Here is a 21,510-nt window from a genome sequence, read left to right as displayed (position 1 = left end):
GGCCGACTTTCGAGCCGACGTTGGCAGTTTATTCGAGCCGGGCGGGAAAGCCTGGCGCCCTCAGCTCAGTGCCTGTCACGTCTTCCAGCAGCTTGACGATCTGGGTTGACTGCGCTTCGCCGCCATAGGCGGCCCGTCCTCTGATGAAGGTCTGGTTGGTGAGCCCGGCCAAGTCAAGCGGGACGTCAAACTCGCGGCCGAAATTCATGGCGAATCCTAGATCCTTGAGCGCGAGGTCCATGGTGAAGGCGATGTCATAACTTCCGTTCAGGATGAGTTGACCTTCGGTTTCATGAACGAAGCTGGTGCCGGAGCTGGCCTTGATCGCCGCCCAAGCCTGACCAAGGTCCAGTCCGCCGCGCTTGGCCAGCATCAGGGCTTCGCCGTCGGCAACGAGATGGATGAAGGCCAGCATATTGGTGATGACCTTGATCAACGAGGCGCTGCCAAGGGGACCCATGTGGAAAATCTTGTCGCCCATGGCCTCGAGCGCGGGGCGATGCAGATCGAAAAGGTCGGCGTCGCCGCCGGCTAGCATGGTGATCTTGCCCTGGGCCGCGAGATGGACGCCGCCTGTCACTGGCAGTTCCATGGTTCTGACGCCCCTTTCGGCGGCGATGTTGGCGAGGCGAAGTATCTCGTCGCGGCCAAGTGTCGACATTTCAATCCAGGTCGAACCGGGTCGCATAGTGGTGAGCATCCGTCCAAGGACAAGTTCGGAAACTTTCGGCGATGGCAGACAGGTAAGGACGGCATCACAGTCCGCCGCAAGCGCCTCGGGGCCGTCAGCACGGTCAGCACCTAACCCGATGAGCCGTTCTGCCGCCGCGGGGTTCTTGTCGTGGACCGCGACCTTGAAGCCCGCGCCAAGTAAACTGGCCGCGAGGTGACCGCCGAGATTCCCAAGGCCGATAAAGCCGTAACGCATGATAGTCCCTTCAGTTTTGGAGATGCGGTGTTCCGTTTTGTAGATGCGGTGTCGATCGGATTCCCGCCGCGGCTCCGCGCCTGCGACCAGGGGCGCGTAGGAAAAATCGGGCTGCCTTGTTTAGTATCGCGTCAACGACAAACCTGCGCCTGCTGTCGCTGGGATTATCCGATCCTCCCAGATGGGTCATGATCGGCGGGACGGCACGGGCAATTGATGCCAGCCTTCGCCAGTTTACCTTCCCAAGGATCAGACAACCTCCAAAATTCCCTTTGCCCATTCGGGATGTCTAAATGGCCTCTGGGCTTCGACTAGTCAGAGGACTGGCCGCTCCGATTGACCTGCGCCCGGATTCTTTTCCGGCCCGCGCCATCTCCCCTTTCGGGATCGTTCGGACCAAGTGCCGTCTGGCTATCGTCGTGCGCTACCTCTGCCGCCAGGCGCCTGAGCGTCGACCGCTGTACCACCTCGCACGGCAGCAGTCGTGTTTCAGGCGTTGAGTCGGGGGAATGGATGAGTGAAATGATCAGATCAACCGACGCTGCTATGATATTCTGTACCGGCTGCCTGATGGTTGTCAGATCTATGCATCGCCAGCCCGACATTTCCATGTCATTGAAACCGATGATGCCTATGTCATCAGGTATTTTGAGCCCTGCCTCAGCGACAGCGTCCATCGCCCCCACCGCTATCACGTCGTCGCCGCAGAACAGCGCATCGGGCAGACTACCTCGATCTATTCTTGACCGCATAGCCTTATATCCGGCGTCGTAACTGTAGCTTTGGGCGAAGTTGACATCGACTGACAGTTTGTTCAGGGCCAGAAAGTCCTTAAATCCCTGCAGACGGTCCTGAGTTGACGTCGAGTCGCTTGGCCCTCCGAGAAAGCCAATTTTTCGATATCCCTGCTTCAGAAGAGTTTGTGCCGCCAATGTGCCGCAATACACATTGTCAACTCCAACAACGTGAGTACGCGACTCTCCGGAATAACGTCCAAAGCAATGAACGACCGGGAGCCCGGCGGCGCGAAAAGCAAGCGCGAAATTCGTAGGCAGGGTCGACGAGGCAACAATAACGCCGTCAACTGAATATTGCTTCAGAAGCTTCACCGATGCGTCTGGATCTGTTTCACCCCCAAGATTGACAAGCAGTGGTCGAAAACCTTTTTCCTGGATCATTCGGGTAAAAAGATCAATCACGGTGAGAAAAAGAGGATTACGAATGTTGTCCGCAATCAGTCCGACGAGCTTTGTGCGACGTGTGGTGAGGCTACTTGCCAGGATGTTGGTCTGATATCCTAATTCCTCAGCAGCGCGCAGAACCTTCTTGAGCGTCTTGTCCGAAATCGATGCGCCCTCGGTGAATGCGCGGGAGACCGCAGACCGAGAGACCCCAGCCCTATCCGCGACTTCTTTCAAAGTGACCCGCATTTGGGGCTGATCCCTGTCTTGTGCCCTCAATCGCAGCACAGTTCTTCGTTGCGGCACCCGCCGACTCCGTGCGTCAGCCTCCGATTTTTCCGAACTGTCCGCAAGGCTCGGCTCCTGGTTCCGGCTCTCGTGGCGATTGGAGTTGCGATAGAGCCGCGCATTTCGGTCCGCGTTGGCGGCATGGGCCCGGCGGATGCTTCTCGTTGCCAAGGGACGCTCGCGTCTGCCGCTGGCGAATAGAGCGCAATGCATCCCTTCCGAAAGGCTGAGATGCCGAATAAGTGTTTGCGCCCTTGCCCGGGCTCCCTGCCTTGGCATCGGATGTTCAACAAATGCTGTAGGTTCGATTAGCCTCGGGATCCTCCGTGCTGAAAGGCAGGCACAGGAGTTCCTCCCACGCCTCTTCCGGAATTGGCCACTCTGCCCAGTTCACCGTTTGGGTGACACGCGCGGGCATCGACACACCAACAATTGTTGAGGTTATCCTCACATCGCGCATTGAGAATTGGAGAGCGGCGGCACCGAGAGGAACGTCATAACGCCTGCAAATCTCCTCGATCGCACGTACCGACGCCATCTGGTCATCTGTCACATCCTGGTAGGTGATGCGTTTGCTATTCGCCGACCCCTTTGCGAGCATACCGCCCGCATAAGGGGCAGCGTTGAAGATGGCGATGCCGCGCTCATGCGCATCGTTGAACATGTTATCGGCCTGGCGGTTCAAGAGCGTGAAGCGATTGTGGTTTACCAGCGCGTCGAAGTCCCAGTCGCGAATGAGTTCTGTCATAAGCGACAGATCACCCATAGCCAGCCCGACAGCATCGGCGAGGCCCTCCTCCTTGAGGCGGAAAAGCTCGTCAAGCGCGCCACCTTCCTTCGTGATGTCGCTGAGATCGGCGCAATGCTCGGGGTCGTGGAGGTGAAGGACCTGAAGCCGATCCAATCCCAATGCCTCGAGGCTCTCTTCCACGGAGCGCCGAACCCTTGCTGGGTCCAGACGGTTGCTTTCGAAATCGCGGTCGATTTTTGTCGCGAGCACGCAGTGGTGCGGAAGTCCCCCCAGCTCGCGGAAGACCGACCCCAAACGCTGCTCGCTGCGGCCCAAACCATAGTTGCGAGACGTGTCAATAAAGCAGTGATCCAGTTCAAGGATCGCCTTTATGGTCGTTCGCGCTCGGCCGTCGTCCACGCTGTAGCCGTAGGTGTCGGGCATACTTCCGAGAGGTGACGTGCCGAAGCAGATGTTGGAGACCGCGAAAGGAACTCGAGGTGCCCGCCTCATCCCGTAGTCCATCGAACACTCCCTCTCTCGTTCATGCTCGTCCTGGTGCATGACATTGCGCCCATGACCTTAGCTATCCAGTTATCGTATTGCAAGCGGTTGCAATTTATGTGACAAAGATGTGTCTCAGCGCAGCGTTTCCGGTTGCAAACATGCGGCAATTAGGAGAATTACCCTTATGATTGCTGTTTGCAACCGGTCCCCGGATTGCGCGGGCAGAGAGTCGGACCAGCCATCCCGAAACTCGAACCCCGTCGGCTAGCAGTTCATTGCGCGGCAGGACGTGGCATCCATTATGGTGAGCCAGGAACGGTGGAGGAGGGTTCGAGGTGTGGCCAACGGATGTGGGCAGGCGTTGCATCGCGCGAAGGAAGAGCCACCCGAAAGCACATACGAAGAGATTCCCCGGGCAAACCGGGGATTCCGGTTCAAACGGGTGCAGCCGGACACCGAGTGGAGGAGAAACAAAATGAAGAAACTGCTTTTGGGCGTCGCGCTTTCGGCGCTGATGTGCTCATCCGCCTTCGCCGCCAAGATCGGCGTCTCGATGGCTCTTTTCGACGACAACTTCCTGACCGTCCTGCGCAACGGCATGATCGCGCAGGCCAAGGGCATGAGCGGTGTCGAGCTTCAGGTCGAGGACGCGCAGAACGACGTGGCCAAGCAGCTCGACCAAATCAAGAACTTCGCCGCCTCGGGCGTCGATGCCATCATCGTCAATCCGGTCGATACCTCGGCCACGCAGGCGATGTCGGACGCGGCCGCCGCGGCCAAGATCCCGCTGGTCTATGTCAACCGCGAACCGGTCAATGTCGACAAGCTGCCGGACAACCAGGCCTTCGTCGCTTCGAACGAGGCCGATTCCGGCACGCTCGAGACCAAGGAAGTCTGCCGCCTTCTCAAGGAAGCCGGCAAGAAGGAAGCCAATGTCTATGTGATCATGGGCGAGCTTTCCAACCAGGCCGCCGTGCAACGCACCAAGGATATCGAGGAGGTCATCGCCACGCCGGACTGCAACTTCATCAAGATCATCGACAAGCAGACCTCGAACTGGAAGCGTGACGAGGCGCAGAACCTGATGACCAACTGGCTGTCGTCCGGCAAACCGTTCGACGGCGTGATCGCCAACAACGACGAAAGCGCCATCGGCGCCATCCAGGCGATGAAGGCCGCCAATATCGATATGAAGTCGGTCGTGGTCGGCGGCGTCGACGCCACCCAGGACGCGCTGGTTGCCATGCAGGCCGGCGATCTCGACGCAACGGTATTCCAGGACGCCGCCGGCCAGGGCGCCGGCGCGCTCGACGCGGCGTTGAAGCTCGCCAAGGGCGAGAAGGTGGATAAGAAGGTCTACATCCCGTTCCAGCTCGTGACGCCGGCGAACATCGACAAGTTCTTGAAGAAGAACTGAGGCGCCTCGATACGGGGCGGCGCGTCCAATCGGAACAAGCGCGCCGCTCCGCCCTTCCTCTTGCCCGCGCGGGAGGCCGGACAGCTGCGCCCCGACGGAGGAAAAAGACGTGTCACAGACATCGCATGGCATTGGCGGGCTGAGCTATGACGCCAGGAAGCGCCCCTGGCCGGCCGAGTTCAACGTGTTCCTGGCCCTTGTCATCCTTGTCGCCGGCTTCGAGCTGATCGGCCGGCTGTTCCTCGGCGACAGCTTCCTGTTCAACACCCGCGAGAACGTTTCCGGGCTCTTCAACGAGCAGCGCCTGCAGATCATCATCCTTCAGGTATCGATCGTCGGCATCATCGCCATTGGCGTCACCCAGGTCATCATCTGCGGCGGCATTGACCTCTCCTCGGGCTCGATCGTCGGCGCCACCGCCATGATCGCCATGAGTTTCGCGCAGGTCGCGACCGTCAACGGCAATCCCAATCCCAAGGCGATGTTTTTGGCACAGGGCTGGACCGACCTGCCGGTCATCGTGCCGCTGCTGGTCGCCATCGGCTGCGGCCTTTTCGCCGGCCTGATCAACGGGCTTCTGATCGCCTACACCCGCATCCCACCCTTCATCGCCACGCTCGGCATGATGGTCACCGCGCGCGGCATCGCCAAATGGTGGTCGAAGGGCCAGCCGATCTCCTTCCCGACGGACAGCTTCGCGGCTATCGGCAAGGGCCTGATGCCCGTCGTCATCTTCATATCGCTGGCGATCCTGTTCCAGCTCATCCTGACCTACACGAAATACGGCAAGCACTGCTACGCCATCGGTTCCAACGAGGATGCCGCGCGCATGTCCGGCATCAAGATCGCCAACCATAAGGTGCTGGTCTATGCCATCGCCGGCATCCTGGCGGCTATCGCCGCGGTGGTGCTGTCTTCCAAGAACCTCACCGCGCAGGCCGGCATGGGCGTCATGTACGAGCTCGACGCCATCGCCATGGCGGTCATCGGCGGCGTCTCGCTGTCGGGCGGCCGGGGCTCGATCATCGGCACCGTGATCGGCTCGCTGATCTTCGGCGTCATCATTTCCGGCTTCACCTTCCTGCGCCTCGACGCCTACTATCAGGAGATGGTGAAGGGCGTCATCATCGTCGGCGCGGTCGTTCTCGATCAATGGCGCCAGCGCCGCCGCGCGATAGGAGCTTGACCATGTCCGACATCGTTCTGAAGACCGAAAACCTCACCAAGCATTATGGCGGCGTGCACGCGCTGCAGGAGGCGAATTTCGAGCTCCGCAAGGGCGAGCATGTCGCCATCATGGGCGACAACGGCGCCGGCAAGTCGACCTTCGTGCGCCAGATCACCGGCGTCGAGCAGCGCACCGGCGGCAAGATCTGGTTCGACGGCAAGGAGGTCAATTTCTCCGGCCCGATCGAGGCGCGCGAGGCGGGTATCGAGACAGTGTTCCAGAACCTCGCTTTGGCCGACGACCTCGACGTTCCGTCGAACCTGTTCCTCGGCCGCGAGAAGGTGCTGTTCAACCTCGGTCCCTTCTCGATCCTCGACCGCAAGGCGATGCGCAAGGCGACCGAGGCGGCACTCGTCCGCACGGCGGTGAAGATACCCAACCTTTCCAGCACCATCCGCCACATGTCGGGCGGCCAGCGCCAGTGCGTGGCGATCGCACGGACCGCGACATTCGCCTCCAAGCTGATCATCATGGACGAACCCACCGCGGCGCTCGGCGTCCAGGAGACGGCGCAGGTCGAGAACATCATCCGCACGCTGAAGGAGAACGGCGAGCCGCTGATCCTGGTCAGCCACAACATGCGCCAGGTGTTCGACCTGGTCGACCGCATCGTCGTCTTCCGCCGCGGCAGGATCGTCGCCAACCTGCGCAAGCAGGATACCGACGGCAACGACATCGTCGCCCATATCACCGGCGCCAAGGCCGGAGAGGCGGAGCTTCGGGCCGCCTGACGGGCGCCACGCAAAACGAGAACGCGTGCGAAGAAGGCGGATAAGGGCGAGAATGCTTGACGCCGCAAGCCTTGGTCCGCATTTCGCCGCGCCTTCGTGGCGCTGCCGTTTCCAAGTGCGCGGTGTAGGGCCGACAGCCGTCTTGGTGAAACAGCCACACCGGAAGGGCCCACGGCCAGGCGCTCCCGAGCTTCGGCCTCCGCGGCTCAGGGTCTCGTTATCTTGCTCAATTGGAGTACCCGGATCGACGAGCCCGCATTAGGAATGTCTGCGTCAATTTGGGCGCGGGTGGGCGTCAAGCTCGAAGATCCAAACGCGAATATCTTGCGTAAGAACGTACACGCAACGCAACGACAACGTCGCTGGTGAAAAATGCACACTGCCGGCCAGGCGCCCAGGATTGTTCTGATACTCGGAAGCGCGCCCGATGCGGTTGCCAGTCGTTCATGGGAGCGCTCACCGTTCAGATTCATTGTGGCCATAAACAACGCCTGGGCTATCCGCACGGACTGGGACTACCTCATCTATCCCGACGATTTTCCCGACGATCGTCTGCCTACGGCGCAATCGCCTTTCACCTCGATCGTGAAGTCGGACGAATTCGTGCCTGCGCAAAATGCATTCGGCGGTTTCGTCTATGCCGGCGGAACCATGGCATTCACCGCGGCCTATTGGGCACTTCACGCGCTGAAGCCCGACGTCATGGCTTTTCTCGGCTGCGATATGATCTACCCCAAGACGGGCCACACGCATTTTTACGGCAAGGGCACAGCAGACCCGCTTCGGCGGGACATCACATTGCGGAGCCTCGAAGCAAAGTCGGGACGGCTCTTTGTAAAGGCTTTGCGTGGAGGTGCCATTTGCCTCAATCTTTCCAGCCTGCCCGAAAGCCGGCTGGTTTTCCCCCGCGTCAAGCCTGAGGTTCTCGCCCGCCTGAATGCTCGACGTATCGATGCACTTCGCGCGGCCTTCGCAGGGCGGATTGATTTCGATGCCGCATCGCTCGCGCAATCGCGTGAGACCAATCTTGGCTACTTCGTAGAGGATGGCCGCTACTGGGAACGCACGGCCGAGTTCAGCGAAGCTGAGATCGATCGGATAGACGCTCTCTGGGCCGAATCGGTTGCGCAACTTCCGAAGTCGGCCAATGCGCGCGAGGCATGCTGGCGTGGTAACGGCCGAAAGCCCCAACCGTCTGCGCTCTCGAAGAGCCCACCCCCAACAATTGTAGGTGGCGCGTTGTGATGACCAGAACGTCCGTGTCCTGCCAATGCGACACGCAGGCATATCGAGCCCGCGCATGAAGCTAAAAAGGGTCAAAACGTTAGTTCTGATCCTCGGCGACCAACTCAGCCATGATGTCTCGTCGCTTCGAGGTTTCGACCCCGAAAGCGATGTCGTCGTCATGGCCGAGGTGGCGCAAGAGACGACATACGTTCGCCATCACAAACAGAAGATCGCTTTCATTCTTTCTGCCATGCGGCATTTCGCTGAGGAATTGCGCGAGCGCAATTTCGTTGTCGACTATTCTCGCCTTGACGACGCCGAAAATCGCGGCTCGTTCACAGGCGAACTGACACGCGCGGTTGCGCGTCATCGTCCAGAACGTGTCGTCGTCACCGAGCCTGGCGAATGGCGCGTGCGGGCCATGATGGATTTGTGGCCTGAGCAGCTGCACCTTTCCGTCGAAATTCGCACGGATGATCGCTTCTTGTGCTCATTAGCCGATTTTGGTCTCTGGGCGCGCGATCGAAAGACCTATCGCATGGAGTTCTTTTATCGCGAAATGCGGCGCCGGACGGGCATTTTGATGGACGGCGAAAATCCATGCGGAGGCCGCTGGAACTTCGATGCGGCCAATCGCCAGCGCTTGTCGCACACCATCAAGCCGCCGGAGCGCTTCGGCTCAGCGCCGGACCCAATAACGCGCGACGTCCTTGAGTTGGTCCGTGCGCGCTTTGGCGATCATTTTGGCGGTCTGGAAGGTTTCTCTTGGGCAGTCACCCGACGAGAGGCGCTCTCGGCTCTGGACCATTTCGTTTTGAAAGCACTGCCATTTTTCGGTGACTATCAGGATGCGATGGCGCTTCATGAACCGTTCCTGTTTCACGCTTTGCTTTCGCCTTATCTAAACATCGGCCTGCTGCTGCCACGCGAAGTCTGCCAGGCGGCGGAAGACGCATTTCGTCACGGCCACGCCCCGATAAACGCCGTGGAGGGCTTCGTCCGGCAGATCCTCGGTTGGAGGGAATATGTTCGCGGCATCTACTGGCTTGAGATGCCGCACTTTGCCACCACCAACGCCCTCGCAGCCGATCGGCCCCTGCCCTGGTTCTACTGGTCAGGTGAAACCCAAATGAACTGTATGGCCAGCACAATCGCCGACACTTGGCGCAACGCCTACGCGCATCACATTCAGCGCCTGATGGTCACCGGCAACTTCGCGCTGCTGACTGGCATCCGTCCCGCCGAGCTGGAGGAATGGTATCTTGCCGTTTACGCAGACGCTTTCGACTGGGTCGAACTTCCCAACACCCACGGCATGGTCCTTTACGCCGACGGTGGCTTGCTGGCATCAAAACCCTACGCTGCCTCCGGCGCCTATATCAACACCATGTCCAACTATTGCGACACATGTCCCTATAGCCCAAAGATAAAGATCGGTCCGGGCGCCTGCCCGTTCAACTTCTTGTACTGGAACTTTCTGATCCAAAAGAGAGCGTTCCTCGAACGAAACCCCCGCATGACGATGCCCTATCGGACTCTAGACCGTATGTCGCAAGACCGCAGACGAGCCATCTTACAACAAGCGCGCGCGTTCCTCGAACGCCTGTAGATGTTGAATTCTTGCAGATTGATTTTTGAACGTGGGGGCAAAAGACAAAGCAACTGCAGACAGCCGCAAGGTTCGCCATGGGAGGCGAGCGAGCGGCCGTTGCAATCCAAAAGAATCTGGACTCGTCATCAGGTCGTCAGCCAATAGACCGCAGGCGTTGAGCAAATATGGTCACGAGCGCAGCGTCGACTAGCGTAAGTCTCAGATGATTTGGGGGTCGCAGCCGATACGGTTCAACGCAAGATTTACCAGACAGCTTACAGCCATGCGTTGCGAGTAGGTTGGACCATTGCGGATATTCTACCGGATGCTGATCCGATAATCCTTCGGCGTCTGATCCATCAATTCGCGAAACGACGCATTGAAAGCGGAGAGAGAATTGTAGCCACAGGCAAATGCGATCTCGGTAATCGACGCATTAGTCGTGGCCAATTCCTCGACCGCGCGAATGATACGCATGCGCTTGACTACATCTCGCCACGTCATCCCAAGTTCCTCCGAGAAACGTCGTGCCAGGGAGCGAGGGGATTGCCCGCACTCGACGGCAATGTGCTTGAAGCTCGGATCGCTGGTCAAAGAGGTCTCCGTCAAGCGCAGCGCCAGCATGAGACCCTGACTCTTGGGAAGAGGGAGGAAGCAGCGGCTAGGCTCATGAGCAAGACGAGCTACGACGCTGGCGAGTGTTTTGAACATTGTCAGTGCATACTCATCAAGGCGCCCGGCTTCCGGTCCCCACTGAAGGCATTCCCGAATGAGTTCCTTGCACAGGGGCGTCATCTCGAAGACACCTAGCCTGTCAGGGAACGTCGGATAAAATTCCACGGCGAAAAGAGCAGAGGCAGAGGTGATCTTTGTCAGAATCGAAACCACCACCTCCTTGCCTGCCGGAATGAATGCCGCTCGCGCAGGAGGAAGCGTCCAACGTTTCCCATCGGCTTCAAGACGGAGGGTGCCGCTGATGGCGTAAAGGATATAGTGGCGCTCCAGTCTGAAGGTTTTCGATTCGACCGCCTCGAATTCTCGGTGGAAGCAGTAAGCATCGGGAAGCACGACTCATTCCCTTGTCTCGATCTCGACGACTTCGAATCGTTTGCTGACTGGAGGCACAAGCATCAGGGGACGGATGACTTTGCCACTTTCCTGGAAGGACGCGGAAGCCAGATACGCATCGAAAGCCGGGCGATCCGTCCATTCGTGCATCACGCCAATGCCACCGTCTCGAGTAGTGTCTTGGAATGGAACGAACCTATTGCACCCCGGCATTGAACGAACAGCCGGAACCTGATCCAGCAGGACTTCAAGCACCTTCTCTCGGTCGGCTTCCGCCACTTTGAAATCGACATGTGCCACAATCACAGCATCACCTCCTTTGGTATTTGAACGAGGCCGGTTTTAAAGGATGGGCTCAGGTGGCGCTATCGGCCGTCAGCCAAGTTTAGGCGCTGAGCAGCCACATTGGCTAGCAGTGGACTCCAGATTGCTCCACTCATCTTGCGACCATCGCTGTCACCACAGATACCATGCATGCCCGGACAATTTTCAGGTTTCTGAGCGATCCAAGAAGCAGGTCGCCACGTAATCCACCTCGGGAGTTCTAGAACCAGAGGCTACAATGAAAATGCGTTTGGCAGCGTTCTGCATCTCGATCTTGGGCATGCTCGGGCCCGTCCCGCTGGCCGCCGAGCCTAATGTCGCGAAGGTCCCGGTCGACCACTATAGAGGCACATGGCTGGAGATTGCTCGTAGACCGATGTTCATTACCGACGGCTGTGTTGCTGGTTTTACAACCTATCGCGCAGGCAAAAGCCCGGAAGAGATCGAGGTCCTCGACGGCTGCCACGCCGGGACACCGTCCGGCAAACTCAAGACGGTTAGAGGCAAGGGCCGCCTCTTGGACGCCGACACCACGCGCGCCAAGCTTCGCGTGCGATACCCCCTCTTTATAACGTTCAACTATTGGGTCTTGTACATCTCGCCAGATAACAGCTGGTTCATCAGCGCCGACCCACAGCTTAAGAATCTTTGGATATACGCGCGCCGGCCCCCAACCAGACACAAGCTATCGATCATGGTAAGGAAGGCTCGAACCCTGGGCTATGACGTTAGCAAGTTGGAGTTTCCTCCAGCCAGATGACGGTCGCGCCGCGCGACAATCGCCCCGCTTCGACCCAAACAGTGTTCTCGCAGCCTCAGCTTTCGCCTGAAGGGGGGCTCCGCCAGATGGCCAATTGCTGGCTTGATACCCAAGCGTCCCCGAGCACAATCTCGACCCCCTCAGGGCAGGCCCATCCCTCACCGCCATAATTGAACGCAAACGTGAGTCCGCCCCGATGTCTGAGACGAACATGGTCGGGCAATTGTCGCGTTGCGACAGTCGCGGCTTTAGTGAGCCTTGCGAAGACAGATTGCGTGAGCTCGGCGTCCGGCCAACATGCCAGGAAGTATGATCTGCCATTACGAACAAGCGCCGGAAGGTCGTCATCAAATCGAGCCATGATCTCGCCTCGAGCCTCGACGTGGTCCCGCCAGCGAATCGCATTGCCATTCACTGCCCCCGAGACGCGCTGCATTACATTTGGTCGCAAGGACGAGGACTCGATGACGCGCACGCCGGTCAATTCCGCCAGGGGTCCAGGAGCAAGGTTCTCAGGGATAGCAAAATTTCTTGTGCGCGAGCCGGTCCGCGGCCCGAAAACCAGTATACCCGAGGCTTTCCGGAATGCTTCGGCGGCAGCATCCGAAACGATGGGCAGCGACGGCACAAGAATGATCCGATAACCATCCAGAGGAGAGCCGGGCGCTACAAAGTCAATATCCAGGCTCAGCTTGCGAGCGGCTTCGTACCAGCGAAAGACCAGTTCATGATAACAGAAATCCTTGCCTTGCGGCTGAATTCGGGTGAGCCAAGAAGCCTGGTAGTCATAGACGATGGCAACTTGGGCTTGGACGTTGGATCCTAAAGCGCCTAGAGCACTCAGCTCCTTCGCGACATTTTCGGCCTCCAGCCCGCCTTGGGACAGTTCCTGGAGACCCGCACGGTTAAGGCCGGCATGGTTCTGCTCCTGGCCGAACGGTGCCTGTCGCCAGCGGAAGTAGCTGACAACCTCCGCGCCATGAGCAAAGGCCTCCCAGGTCCACAAGCGTACCATGCCCGGCTTCGGCACAGGGTTCCACGGCGCCCAATTGACGGGGCCAGGCTGTTGCTCCATCACCCAGAACCGACCGTTGCCTACGCCACGGTAGAGATCGTGATGGAATGGCGCGACGTCAGGATGCGACGTCTCCGCCCACCGTCCGCGCTCAACTTCTGAAAAGGGAAAGCGCTCGATGAAGCCTATGGGATAGGAATCCCAGGAGGCAAGGTCGAGGTGATTGCCAAGCTCCCAGTGGTCGAATTCGTTGAAGAAGCCCATGAAGTTATGCGTGATCCACCGTCCAGGCGATAGTCGTCGGATGATCTCGCACTGCATCCGGTCGTAGGCGGCAACCTCCTGAGATTTGAAGCGCCAAAAGTCCATTCTCGCGGCCGGATTGGTCTCGGTTACCGCCATGACTGGCAACGACACTTCCTCGAAGCTTTGGACCTCCATCGACCAGAAGACGTTGCCCCAGGCATCGTTGAGCTGGTCGGGCGTCTGGTAGCGCTGGCGCAGCCACTCGCGAAACGCCTTCAGATCCTGTGGGCCCCACGAAAGCACGGTATCATGGCAACCATACTCATTGTCGGTCTGCCATCCGACCAAGCCTGGATGCTCGCCGAAATGGGTCGCCAAAGCTTCGACAATCGTGCGACTTTCGCGCCACCAGACCTGAGAGGAAAAGGTATAATGGCGGCGCGAGCCGAAGCCGCGCGATCGCCCCTCCTCGTCGACGGGAGCAATTTCGGGAAATTCGTCCATAAGCCATTTTGGCGGCGTTGCGGTGGGCGTGCCGAGAACGATCTTGAGGCCAGCATCGCAAAGCGTATTCATAGCCCGTTCGAGCCACGCGAAATTGTAGACGCCGCGCCGCGGTTCGAGCCTCGACCAGGCAAATTCGCCGAGCCGGACGTAGGATATGCCGAGTTCGCGCATGCGGCGCGCGTCTTTGGCCCACCAGGCTTCGGGCCAGTGCTCGGGATAGTAGCAGACGCCGAGCATCAGTGCGTCAGGTCGCCGTTGACGATCGCCTCGCCTTCCTCGTCGAAGAGGTGGCAAGCGAGCGCCGGGACCCCGACCTTAATCGACGAGCCGAGCCTGGCCGTGCTTAATCCGTCGGCTTTGACCGATAGCTCGCTCCCATCGGCGAGCGCGAGATAGAACATGGTTTCCGAACCGAGGTATTCGGCAAGACGGACCTTGCCGTCGAGGCCGGCTGCCTGCGGCTCGCCGATCTTCAAGTGCTCGGGTCGGATGCCGAGCGTGACGCGCTGGCGCCTTACCGAAATCGTGTTGGGGACAGCGAGCGTCACCGTGCAGCCTCCAGGAAGGTCCACGGCAAGCTGTCCCGGCCCCGCCGGCTGCGCTGTGGTTTTGAGAAAATTCATCTTCGGCGAGCCTATGAAACCGGCAACGAACATGTTGCGTGGCCGGTGGTAGAGTTCCAGCGGCGACCCAGCTTGCTCGATACGGCCGGCGTTAAGAACGACGATCTTGTCCGCCATTGTCATCGCCTCGACCTGATCGTGAGTGACATAAATCATGGTTACGCCGAGGTCCTGATGCAGCTTGGTGATCTCGGTACGCATCTGCACACGCAGGGCGGCGTCGAGGTTGGACAAAGGTTCGTCGAACAGGAACACTTTGGGGTCGCGCACGATGGCGCGGCCGATCGCGACACGCTGGCGCTGGCCGCCCGAAAGCTGAGACGGCCTGCGATGCAGCAACGGCTGGAGCTGCAGCATGGCGGCAGCGCGTGCGATACGCTTCTCTATGTCGGTCTTGGCATGTCCGGTCATGCGTAGGCCGAAACCGATATTTTCTGCCACTGTCATGTGCGGATAGAGCGCGTATGACTGGAAGACCATCGCCACGCCGCGGTCGGAGGGCCCGATCAAAGTCATGTCGGCGCCGTCGATGCGCAGCGTGCCGGAGGAGATTTCCTCAAGCCCGGCGATCATGCGAAGCAATGTTGACTTTCCGCATCCGGAGGGGCCGACGAAGACGCAGAACTCCCCGTCGGCGACATCGAGATCGACGCCTTTGACGACGGCAACACTACCGAACTGCTTCGTGACTGCATTGAGTGTCACGCCGGCCATGGCTCAAGCTCCTCCGACGGGTTCGATTTCGAGAATGACCCCGCTTTCGGGGCGTAGCATAGGAAGCGTCAGGCCCACGCGGCGCAGCGTCTCCAGGCTGAAATCGCCGTTGCCATCAAGCAGCGCCTGTTGGCTGGCAGAAATCCGTATGAAGCCGGGCATGGGTGGATGCGCTGCTGCGATGCGCCAGCGCCCGGCGAGGGCGCGTGGGGCGGAGGCGCGCAGCGGCGGAGGCTGCTCTGCAAGCATTGCCGGCCCTTGCGCAACAAAAACAACAATTCGGTTCGCGTCCGCCGCACCCCAGACATGGCGCCCGTCTATGGGATATTCAGAGAATGCAGCGCCGGACGCATGCAGCAACGGACGCAGCTTCTTGTGAAGTGCGATCCAACCCGACAACTCGCTACGCTCGTCGTGCGTCAGTGCCAGGGGATCGAGTTCGATGCCAAGGTGAAAGGCAAGCGCGACCACTGCGCGAAAGGATAGTGAATGGCGGCGTCCTGTCTGGTGGTTGGGCGAGGCCGACACATGCGCACCCAGGATCGACGGCGGGAAAAAGTGCATGGCGCCGCGCTGGATTTCCAGGCGCTCCAGCGCGTCGGTACAATCGGAGGTCCAGATGCGGTGGGTGCGCTCCAGCACACCGTAGTTGGCGCGGCCCCCGCCCGAGGCACAGCTCTCGATCTCGACCGCGGGATGATGCTTCCGCACGCGGTCCATCAACGCGTGTACCGCCCGCACCTGTCTTGCCGTAACGGCTCTTGCATCGGCCCCACCAGGGTTGGTGAGATCTCTGTTCATGTCCCACTTTATGTAGGATATCGGGTATGACGACAGTATCTCATCGATATGCTTGAACAGGTAGTCGCTGACCTCAGGCCGCGTGAGGTCGAGCACCTGTTGGTTGCGCGAGGTCGGTTGCGGCCTGCCAGCGACCTTGAGCGCCCAGTCTGGATGGGCGCGATAGAGGTCGGAATCGGGATTGACCATCTCGGGTTCGAACCAGAGGCCGAATTCCATGCCAAGCCCGGTGACGTGATCGATGAGCGGGGCCAGGCCCGCTGGATACTTCCTCGGGTCGACCCTCCAGTCGCCTAGCGAGGAGGTATCGTCGTCGCGCCTGCCGAACCATCCGTCGTCGAGCACGAAGCGTTCGATACCGAGCCTTGCCGCGGCTTCGGCCTGCGCCTTCAGTATGTCCAGTCGGTGATTGAAATAAGTGCCTTCCCAGGTATTGAGCGTCACAGGGCGAGCTCGCATGTGGGCCCCCGGCCAGTGGAGCACCGATTCATCGACCACGGCGCGCAGCCTTGCGGCCGCCCCCGCGATCCCGTCGCGCGACGCGGTTAGGTAGGCACGAGGGCTGTGATAGGCCTGCCCGGGTTCCAGCCGAATTTCGCCCGGTTCGAAAAGCTCACCGGCGTGGATGAGGCGGCGGCCATCTTCGAGAGGATCGACAGTGAGTTGGTGGTTGCCGCTGGCGCCAACATGAATGCCATAGGCGATGCCCTCAACGGTCACGAAGAGGCCTGGGTGACGATCATGGGACGTGCGGCCACGTCTGCTCTCTTGCACCCACATGCCGCGGCCGAGTGGCTCGGATGAAAGGCGAAACTCCCGGCCCCACATACCACCAAGGCTCGTCAGTACGGCAGGGCCTTCGCTCACCAACATGCTTGCTGACATGCAGCGGTCGAGCGTGTAGGCGCTGGCCCCAACATTGGTCAGCGTGACAGCACTGGCGAAGACGCCGCAATGGTGGATCGTAAACTCGATTACGATGGCGAGACCGGCGATTGGGTCAAGGCCGCGCAGCACCGTGTCCATTTCTTCCTGCTCGACCTGCCAGCCTTCAAAGTGGATCAGGAAATCACGACCGTCGCGATGCCCAGCCAGCGCCGGCCAGCCGAAGAACCCAAGCCCGCAGACGGGCAACATCACGGCGCTCGGCACCGAACGATCCATGCCGTTGATACGGCTGGCGCGCTCGGCAGGAGCGGCGATATCGTCGGCGGCCGCCTGCGGGCCAAAATACAGAATCTCGGGCATACCCTCGCCCGGCAGCGCGAGGGCAAGCTGCAGGTGTTCGTTGCCGAGGGCGACCAGGCGGCTCATCCCTTGGTCGCCCCAAGGGTGAGCCCGGCAATGAAATGCCGCTGCATGAGAAAGAACATGGTTACAGGCGGCAGTGCCGCGACGATCGAGCCCGCCGACACCAGATGCCAGGCGGCGACCCATTGGCCGTTTAGGGAATAGAGGCCGGCGGTTACGGGCATCGCGTTCTGACCTTGCACCAGCACTGTCGCCCAGAAATAGTCGTTCCACACAAACGTGAAGATCAGCACCGCGAGGGCGGCAATCGCCGGGCGCGTCAGCGGCAGCACGATGTATCGGAAAATCTTCCATTCCGACACGCCCTCGACGCGCGCTGATTCGATCAAAGCGAATGGCAGGGCCTTGATGAAATTGCGCATGAACAGCGTACAAAAGCCAGTCTGGAAGGCGACGTGAAACAGCACCAAACCCAGCGTGGTGTCGTAAAGCCCGATCTTGAGTGTCATGTCACGGACCGGCACCATAAGTATCTGGAACGGAATGAAGTTGCCGGCCACAAACAAGAAGAAGATCAGCAAATTAGCCCGGAACTTGTAGACCGCGAGCGCGAAACCGGTCAGGCAGGATAGTGCGACCGCGCCAATAACCGTAGGGATAGTCACCTTGAACGAGTTGAGTATGTACCAGCCGATCGGCGAATCGCGAAAGACGGCTGTATAGTTCTCTACTCCTGCAAAACCCGACGGCACTCCGAAATAGTTGCCCGCCGCGAGATCGCCGGCCGGGCGTACCGAAGTCACGGCCACCCCGATCAACGGAAGCAGCCAGATGGTCAAAGCCAGCGGCAGACCGGCTTGGTAGCCTGCGCGAACCCATGGCTGAGCCTTCTGGACAGGTGTCGGAAACATCACGCGCTCCCTTCCTGCCGCAGCATGCGCACAATAAAGAAAGTGATGAACAGCATCATGATGGCGAAAAGAACAACCGCTATGGCGGCGCCATAGCCCATCCGGTAGCCGTATTCCGACAGCGCCTCCTCATACATATAGAAAGAAAGGACGCGGCTTGATCCGTACGGCCCGCCGTCCGTCATGATCGAAACCAGATCGAACGATCGAAGCGCGCCAATGACCGTGACCACGACGGCAATAAAGGTAGCCGGCCTTAGTTGAGGGATGACGATGTTCCAAAGCATCGACCAGCCCTTGGCGCCGTCCATCCGCGCAGCCTCGACCTGCTCTGGATTAATGTTGTTCAGGCCGGTCAGGTACAGGATCATGCAATAGGCGATCTGCGGCCAAAGGCCGGCGGCGATAATGCCGAAAGTGACGAAGCGTTCGTCGGCCAGGATGGCCACGCGCTCTCCGGTAAGCTGTTCGACCAGCTTCGAAAAGAGACCAAAGTTCGGGGCATAGAACCAGGTGAAGATCAGGCCGACGACGACCTGACTGATGACGAACGGAAAAAAGAAGAGAGACTTATAGAGGCGAATGCCGGTCACTGTCTGATTAAGGAACAGCGCGACGCAGAGGCCGGCAGGCACCGCCAGAAGATAAAGCACAAGCCACAAGATGTTGTTCTTCAACGACGTATAGAAAGCGTCGTCGCTGGCCAATTCGCGATAATTCGAAAGGCCGATCCAGGTCGGCGTCGAGAGCCCATCCCAGTCGTAGAAGCTTATCCAGATGGACCGGAAGACGGGAACTATCACGTAAAGCGCGAAAAACAGCAAGCCGGGGGCCAGGAAAAGCCATGGCGCCAATTGTTGCTGACGGCTTTTCCAGAACCCAGCGGCTGGGTTTTGATATACGCGCACAGCGCTCACCATGACGGCCAAGGTTGAAATGAGGAGCCGGGTCAGAAAATAGAAACCCGGCTCCATTCGATCGGGCGTTTACTTGTAGATTTTTTGCCGCGCCTTCTCTAGACGATCGAGGACCTTGTCGATGCTGTCGGGCTTGACCATGAACTCCTGGAAGCCTTCCATGCCGACCTTGGCCATTTCAGCCGGCGCATCGCGATCGTAGAACTGGGCCAAGCCATGGGCGCCCGCCAGCATGGTGAAGCCTGCCTCAAGGAAATGATCGCCAGGCTTGGCCGACTTGTTGTTGACCGGAAGCTGCCCGAGAACGTCGTTCATTTTCGTTTGGGCCTCTGGCGAAGCGAGGAAGGCCAGGAACTTCCTCGCGTCATCCTTGTTCTTGGCGCCCGATGGAATGTGGAAAGTGTCGGTCGGAGCGTCTTCAGCCTTCGGAAGACCGGCTGTGATTTCAGGAAATTGCAGGAAGCCTATCTGATCTTCCTTCAAGCCTCCGGCCTTCATGGGGGCAACCGCGAAATTCCCCATCAGGTACATCGCCGCCTTGCCCTGCACGAATTGCGGGATGGCATCCTGCCAGTCAAGCGCCGCATGGTTTTCCAGGAAATACCCGGGCTTTACCAACTCTGCCCACTTGGCGAACACCGCTTTCACCTTCGGGTCAGTATAGGGCACTTTTCCCGCCGTGAGATCCATATGGAATTCATAGCCATTGACGCGTAGATCGAGATAGTCGAACCAGCCGGCCGTTGGCCACAGCGCCTTGGTGCCGATTGCGAAGGGCGTGATGCCGTCGGCCTTCAGCTTCGCGCTCGCCGCAATCAATTCTTCCCATGTCTTGGGCGGAGTTATCCCTTCTTTTGAAAAAACGTCCTTCCTGTAGTAAATTCCCCATTGATAGTAAGTGTAGGGTACGCCCCATTTTTTACCATCGATGGTCATTGCCGAGGCAGCCGACTTCAACTGGTCGTCGAGACCGTTGGCTTTCCAGACGTCGGTCACATCTTCGAAAAGACCACTCTTGACGAAGGGGGCCATTCGGTTGCCTGCATACCAGGCGGCGACATCCGGCGGGTCGGCAGTCAGGAAGTTACGGATCGCGGCCTTGTAGCCTTCGTGGTCAAAATTGTTCCATTTGACGGTTATGCCGGGGTTTGCCTTCTCGAAGTCGGCAATGAGCTGCTCCATTGCCTTCTTCGGCGCCGGGTCGGATTGGTCGGAATTGATTACGACCTCGCCCGCCAAGGCCGGCGCACACGTAATTGCAAAGCCGAGCAACAGCCCGGCCTGCCATCTGAAATTCTTCATGTTGTTCCTCCCTGGAAGTGGCGCCCTCCCGAGGTGCCACCATCTTCACGCTGCCTTACGGTCAAGGAGCGTGAACGGCTTGAATCTGACCGTGAATGCCGTAAGGTTCTACCGACATTCGCAGGCATTCTTCCGGTTTCCTAAGATTCATCCGGGCTTATCGATGCGATTTTCTCAGGACGAAAGTGTCCCGGTACATCCCGAGCTGGACCCGGCACATCCTCTCGTTGTGTTCGGCGATCACCGGTTCTGTGCTGGTTCAAGCGATCGGGTGATGCGAATGCCCGGTCCCCATATGCACAGCCAGATCGAGCTGAACTTCGTCCTCGGCGGCCGCATGACTTACTGGTTCGACGGGCGCGAACTGACAGTGTCTGCTGGCCGTCTCGTACTGTTTTGGGGAATGATTCCTCACCAGGTCGTGGACATCGACGAGCCAACGCGTTTTGTATGCCTTTACGTACCGATGTCGGTGTTTCTTGGCCTTCCAAGCCTCAGCACTTTGCGTGATGCTGTTTTCAGGGGCGCTATGATCGAAGCGCTCGACATACGCGACTACGATCGTGACATCTTCAGGCGCTGGCGCGACGAGTTGCTGTCGGAAGACAAGGCGCTGGAGCAAATCGTGCGCGACGAGTTGACTGCGCGTGTGAGGCGGCTTGACAGAGAGGGGTGGCGAGATCTTCGAGACTCAGGGATTGCCATCAGCGCTGCCGGCCATGGCGAGGCCGCAAGGATATTGCATGTCGAGCGCATGGCCCGGTTTATCAGCGAGCATGCGCTCGAGGAGATTACCGTCGAACACGTTGCCCGAGCAGTCGACCTTCATCCCAATTACGCAATGACGATCTACAAGCGCGCAGTCGGCCTGACGATCAATCAGTCGATCGTCCGCCAGCGACTCGACACCGCACAGTCGCTGCTTATCGCGACCGATATGCCGGTCGCAAACGTTGCTTTCGAGTCCGGCTTCGGCTCTCTGTCTCGCTTCTATGAAGCTTTTACCCAGAGATTTGGCCACCGCCCGGGGGCCTTCCGTCGACACCTGGCAAAGGCCTCAAGGCAGATAAGAGCGGCAGCCGAGACAGGCTCTCGCCGGGAGTAGTTTGCGAGAACCGCCGCAGGCCTGCTCAAGCTTCAGCAGCCAAACCATGGGATCGTCCGCCCCTTGCAAAAGCTGCAGCAGACGGCACACAAAAGGCCATGCCGTAACCTGTTGCCGATCAACGCGCCTAAAATTCTT

The 21,510-nt window shown here is 59.3% G+C and carries 18 protein-coding genes; 7 read left to right on the top strand and 11 right to left on the bottom strand.

All coding sequences use genetic code 11. The annotated features are described in order from the left end of the window. Positions 1 to 28: 28 nt before the first annotated feature. The 3 genes from ACR64R_RS28915 to ACR64R_RS28905 all read right to left on the bottom strand — a co-directional run bounded on the left by ACR64R_RS28915 (position 29) and on the right by ACR64R_RS28905 (position 3,640). A complete protein-coding gene (locus tag ACR64R_RS28915) occupies positions 29 to 973 on the bottom strand; it encodes an NAD(P)-dependent oxidoreductase (protein ID WP_487362577.1) in 945 nt (314 codons plus the stop codon). Between the two features lie 266 nt (positions 974 to 1,239). Continuing rightward, on the bottom strand, positions 1,240 to 2,358 hold the full coding sequence (locus ACR64R_RS28910) for a LacI family DNA-binding transcriptional regulator (protein ID WP_487359614.1): 1,119 nt from the start codon (positions 2,356 to 2,358) through the stop codon (positions 1,240 to 1,242). A gap of 325 nt (positions 2,359 to 2,683) precedes the next feature. Further along, entirely contained in the window at positions 2,684 to 3,640 is a 957-nt protein-coding gene (locus ACR64R_RS28905; RefSeq protein ID WP_487362576.1) for an aldo/keto reductase, read from the bottom strand. A gap of 469 nt (positions 3,641 to 4,109) precedes the next feature. On the opposite strand from ACR64R_RS28905, the gene ACR64R_RS28900 reads away from it, so the two are divergent. From ACR64R_RS28900 to ACR64R_RS28880, 5 genes are all read left to right on the top strand, one after another. Next, positions 4,110 to 5,051: a sugar ABC transporter substrate-binding protein gene (locus ACR64R_RS28900; protein WP_487358613.1), complete on the top strand. Its 942-nt coding sequence runs from the start codon at positions 4,110 to 4,112 to the stop codon at positions 5,049 to 5,051. Between the two features lie 109 nt (positions 5,052 to 5,160). Next, complete coding sequence (locus ACR64R_RS28895; protein ID WP_487358614.1) at positions 5,161 to 6,237, top strand: ABC transporter permease; 1,077 nt, start codon at positions 5,161 to 5,163, stop codon at positions 6,235 to 6,237. Positions 6,238 to 6,239: 2 nt separating this feature from the next. Further along, positions 6,240 to 7,010 (top strand): ATP-binding cassette domain-containing protein, encoded by a 771-nt coding sequence (locus ACR64R_RS28890; protein WP_487359613.1) that lies wholly within the window; start codon positions 6,240 to 6,242, stop codon positions 7,008 to 7,010. A 372-nt stretch (positions 7,011 to 7,382) separates the two neighbouring features. After that, positions 7,383 to 8,255 carry a hypothetical protein gene (locus ACR64R_RS28885; RefSeq protein WP_487359612.1) on the top strand — a complete coding sequence of 291 codons (873 nt, stop codon included), beginning with the start codon at positions 7,383 to 7,385 and terminating at the stop codon, positions 8,253 to 8,255. A gap of 55 nt (positions 8,256 to 8,310) precedes the next feature. Beyond that, positions 8,311 to 9,846 (top strand): cryptochrome/photolyase family protein, encoded by a 1,536-nt coding sequence (locus ACR64R_RS28880; RefSeq protein WP_487359611.1) that lies wholly within the window; start codon positions 8,311 to 8,313, stop codon positions 9,844 to 9,846. A 300-nt stretch (positions 9,847 to 10,146) separates the two neighbouring features. On the opposite strand, the gene ACR64R_RS28875 is transcribed toward ACR64R_RS28880, so the two are convergent. Then, positions 10,147 to 10,896, bottom strand: a complete 750-nt coding sequence (locus ACR64R_RS28875) for an AraC family transcriptional regulator (protein ID WP_487359610.1) — start codon at positions 10,894 to 10,896, stop codon at positions 10,147 to 10,149. A gap of 3 nt (positions 10,897 to 10,899) precedes the next feature. Continuing rightward, on the bottom strand, positions 10,900 to 11,202 hold the full coding sequence (locus tag ACR64R_RS28870; protein WP_487359609.1) for a putative quinol monooxygenase: 303 nt from the start codon (positions 11,200 to 11,202) through the stop codon (positions 10,900 to 10,902). Between the two features lie 256 nt (positions 11,203 to 11,458). On the opposite strand from ACR64R_RS28870, the gene ACR64R_RS28865 reads away from it, so the two are divergent. Continuing rightward, complete coding sequence (locus tag ACR64R_RS28865; RefSeq protein WP_487359608.1) at positions 11,459 to 11,980, top strand: lipocalin family protein; 522 nt, start codon at positions 11,459 to 11,461, stop codon at positions 11,978 to 11,980. Between the two features lie 55 nt (positions 11,981 to 12,035). On the opposite strand, the gene ACR64R_RS28860 is transcribed toward ACR64R_RS28865, so the two are convergent. The 6 genes from ACR64R_RS28860 to ACR64R_RS28835 form a co-directional block, all read right to left on the bottom strand. Beyond that, positions 12,036 to 13,985, bottom strand: coding sequence for a beta-galactosidase (locus ACR64R_RS28860; protein WP_487359607.1), 1,950 nt, complete (start codon positions 13,983 to 13,985; stop codon positions 12,036 to 12,038). Continuing rightward, a complete protein-coding gene (locus ACR64R_RS28855) occupies positions 13,985 to 15,085 on the bottom strand; it encodes an ABC transporter ATP-binding protein (RefSeq protein WP_487359606.1) in 1,101 nt (366 codons plus the stop codon). The genes ACR64R_RS28860 and ACR64R_RS28855 overlap by 1 nt, the downstream gene beginning before the upstream one ends. Positions 15,086 to 15,088: 3 nt before the next feature. Continuing rightward, positions 15,089 to 17,200, bottom strand: coding sequence for an alpha-galactosidase (locus tag ACR64R_RS28850; protein WP_487359605.1), 2,112 nt, complete (start codon positions 17,198 to 17,200; stop codon positions 15,089 to 15,091). Continuing rightward, complete coding sequence (locus tag ACR64R_RS28845) at positions 17,197 to 18,048, bottom strand: carbohydrate ABC transporter permease (RefSeq protein WP_487359604.1); 852 nt, start codon at positions 18,046 to 18,048, stop codon at positions 17,197 to 17,199. Before ACR64R_RS28845 ends, ACR64R_RS28850 begins: the two co-directional genes overlap by 4 nt. Then, positions 18,048 to 18,968, bottom strand: a complete 921-nt coding sequence (locus ACR64R_RS28840; protein WP_487362575.1) for a carbohydrate ABC transporter permease — start codon at positions 18,966 to 18,968, stop codon at positions 18,048 to 18,050. The genes ACR64R_RS28845 and ACR64R_RS28840 overlap by 1 nt, the downstream gene beginning before the upstream one ends. Positions 18,969 to 19,034: 66 nt before the next feature. Continuing rightward, entirely contained in the window at positions 19,035 to 20,267 is a 1,233-nt protein-coding gene (locus ACR64R_RS28835) for an ABC transporter substrate-binding protein (protein WP_487359603.1), read from the bottom strand. A gap of 79 nt (positions 20,268 to 20,346) precedes the next feature. Between ACR64R_RS28835 and ACR64R_RS28830 the strand changes: the two genes are divergently transcribed. Beyond that, positions 20,347 to 21,372, top strand: a complete 1,026-nt coding sequence (locus tag ACR64R_RS28830) for a helix-turn-helix domain-containing protein (RefSeq protein WP_487359602.1) — start codon at positions 20,347 to 20,349, stop codon at positions 21,370 to 21,372. Positions 21,373 to 21,510 lie beyond the last annotated feature (138 nt).

The sequence above is a fragment of the Mesorhizobium sp. MC2-1-1 genome (assembly GCF_057597255.1).
The sequence above is the reverse complement of the archived record's forward strand: the minus strand, read 5'-3'. Positions and strand labels throughout refer to the sequence as shown.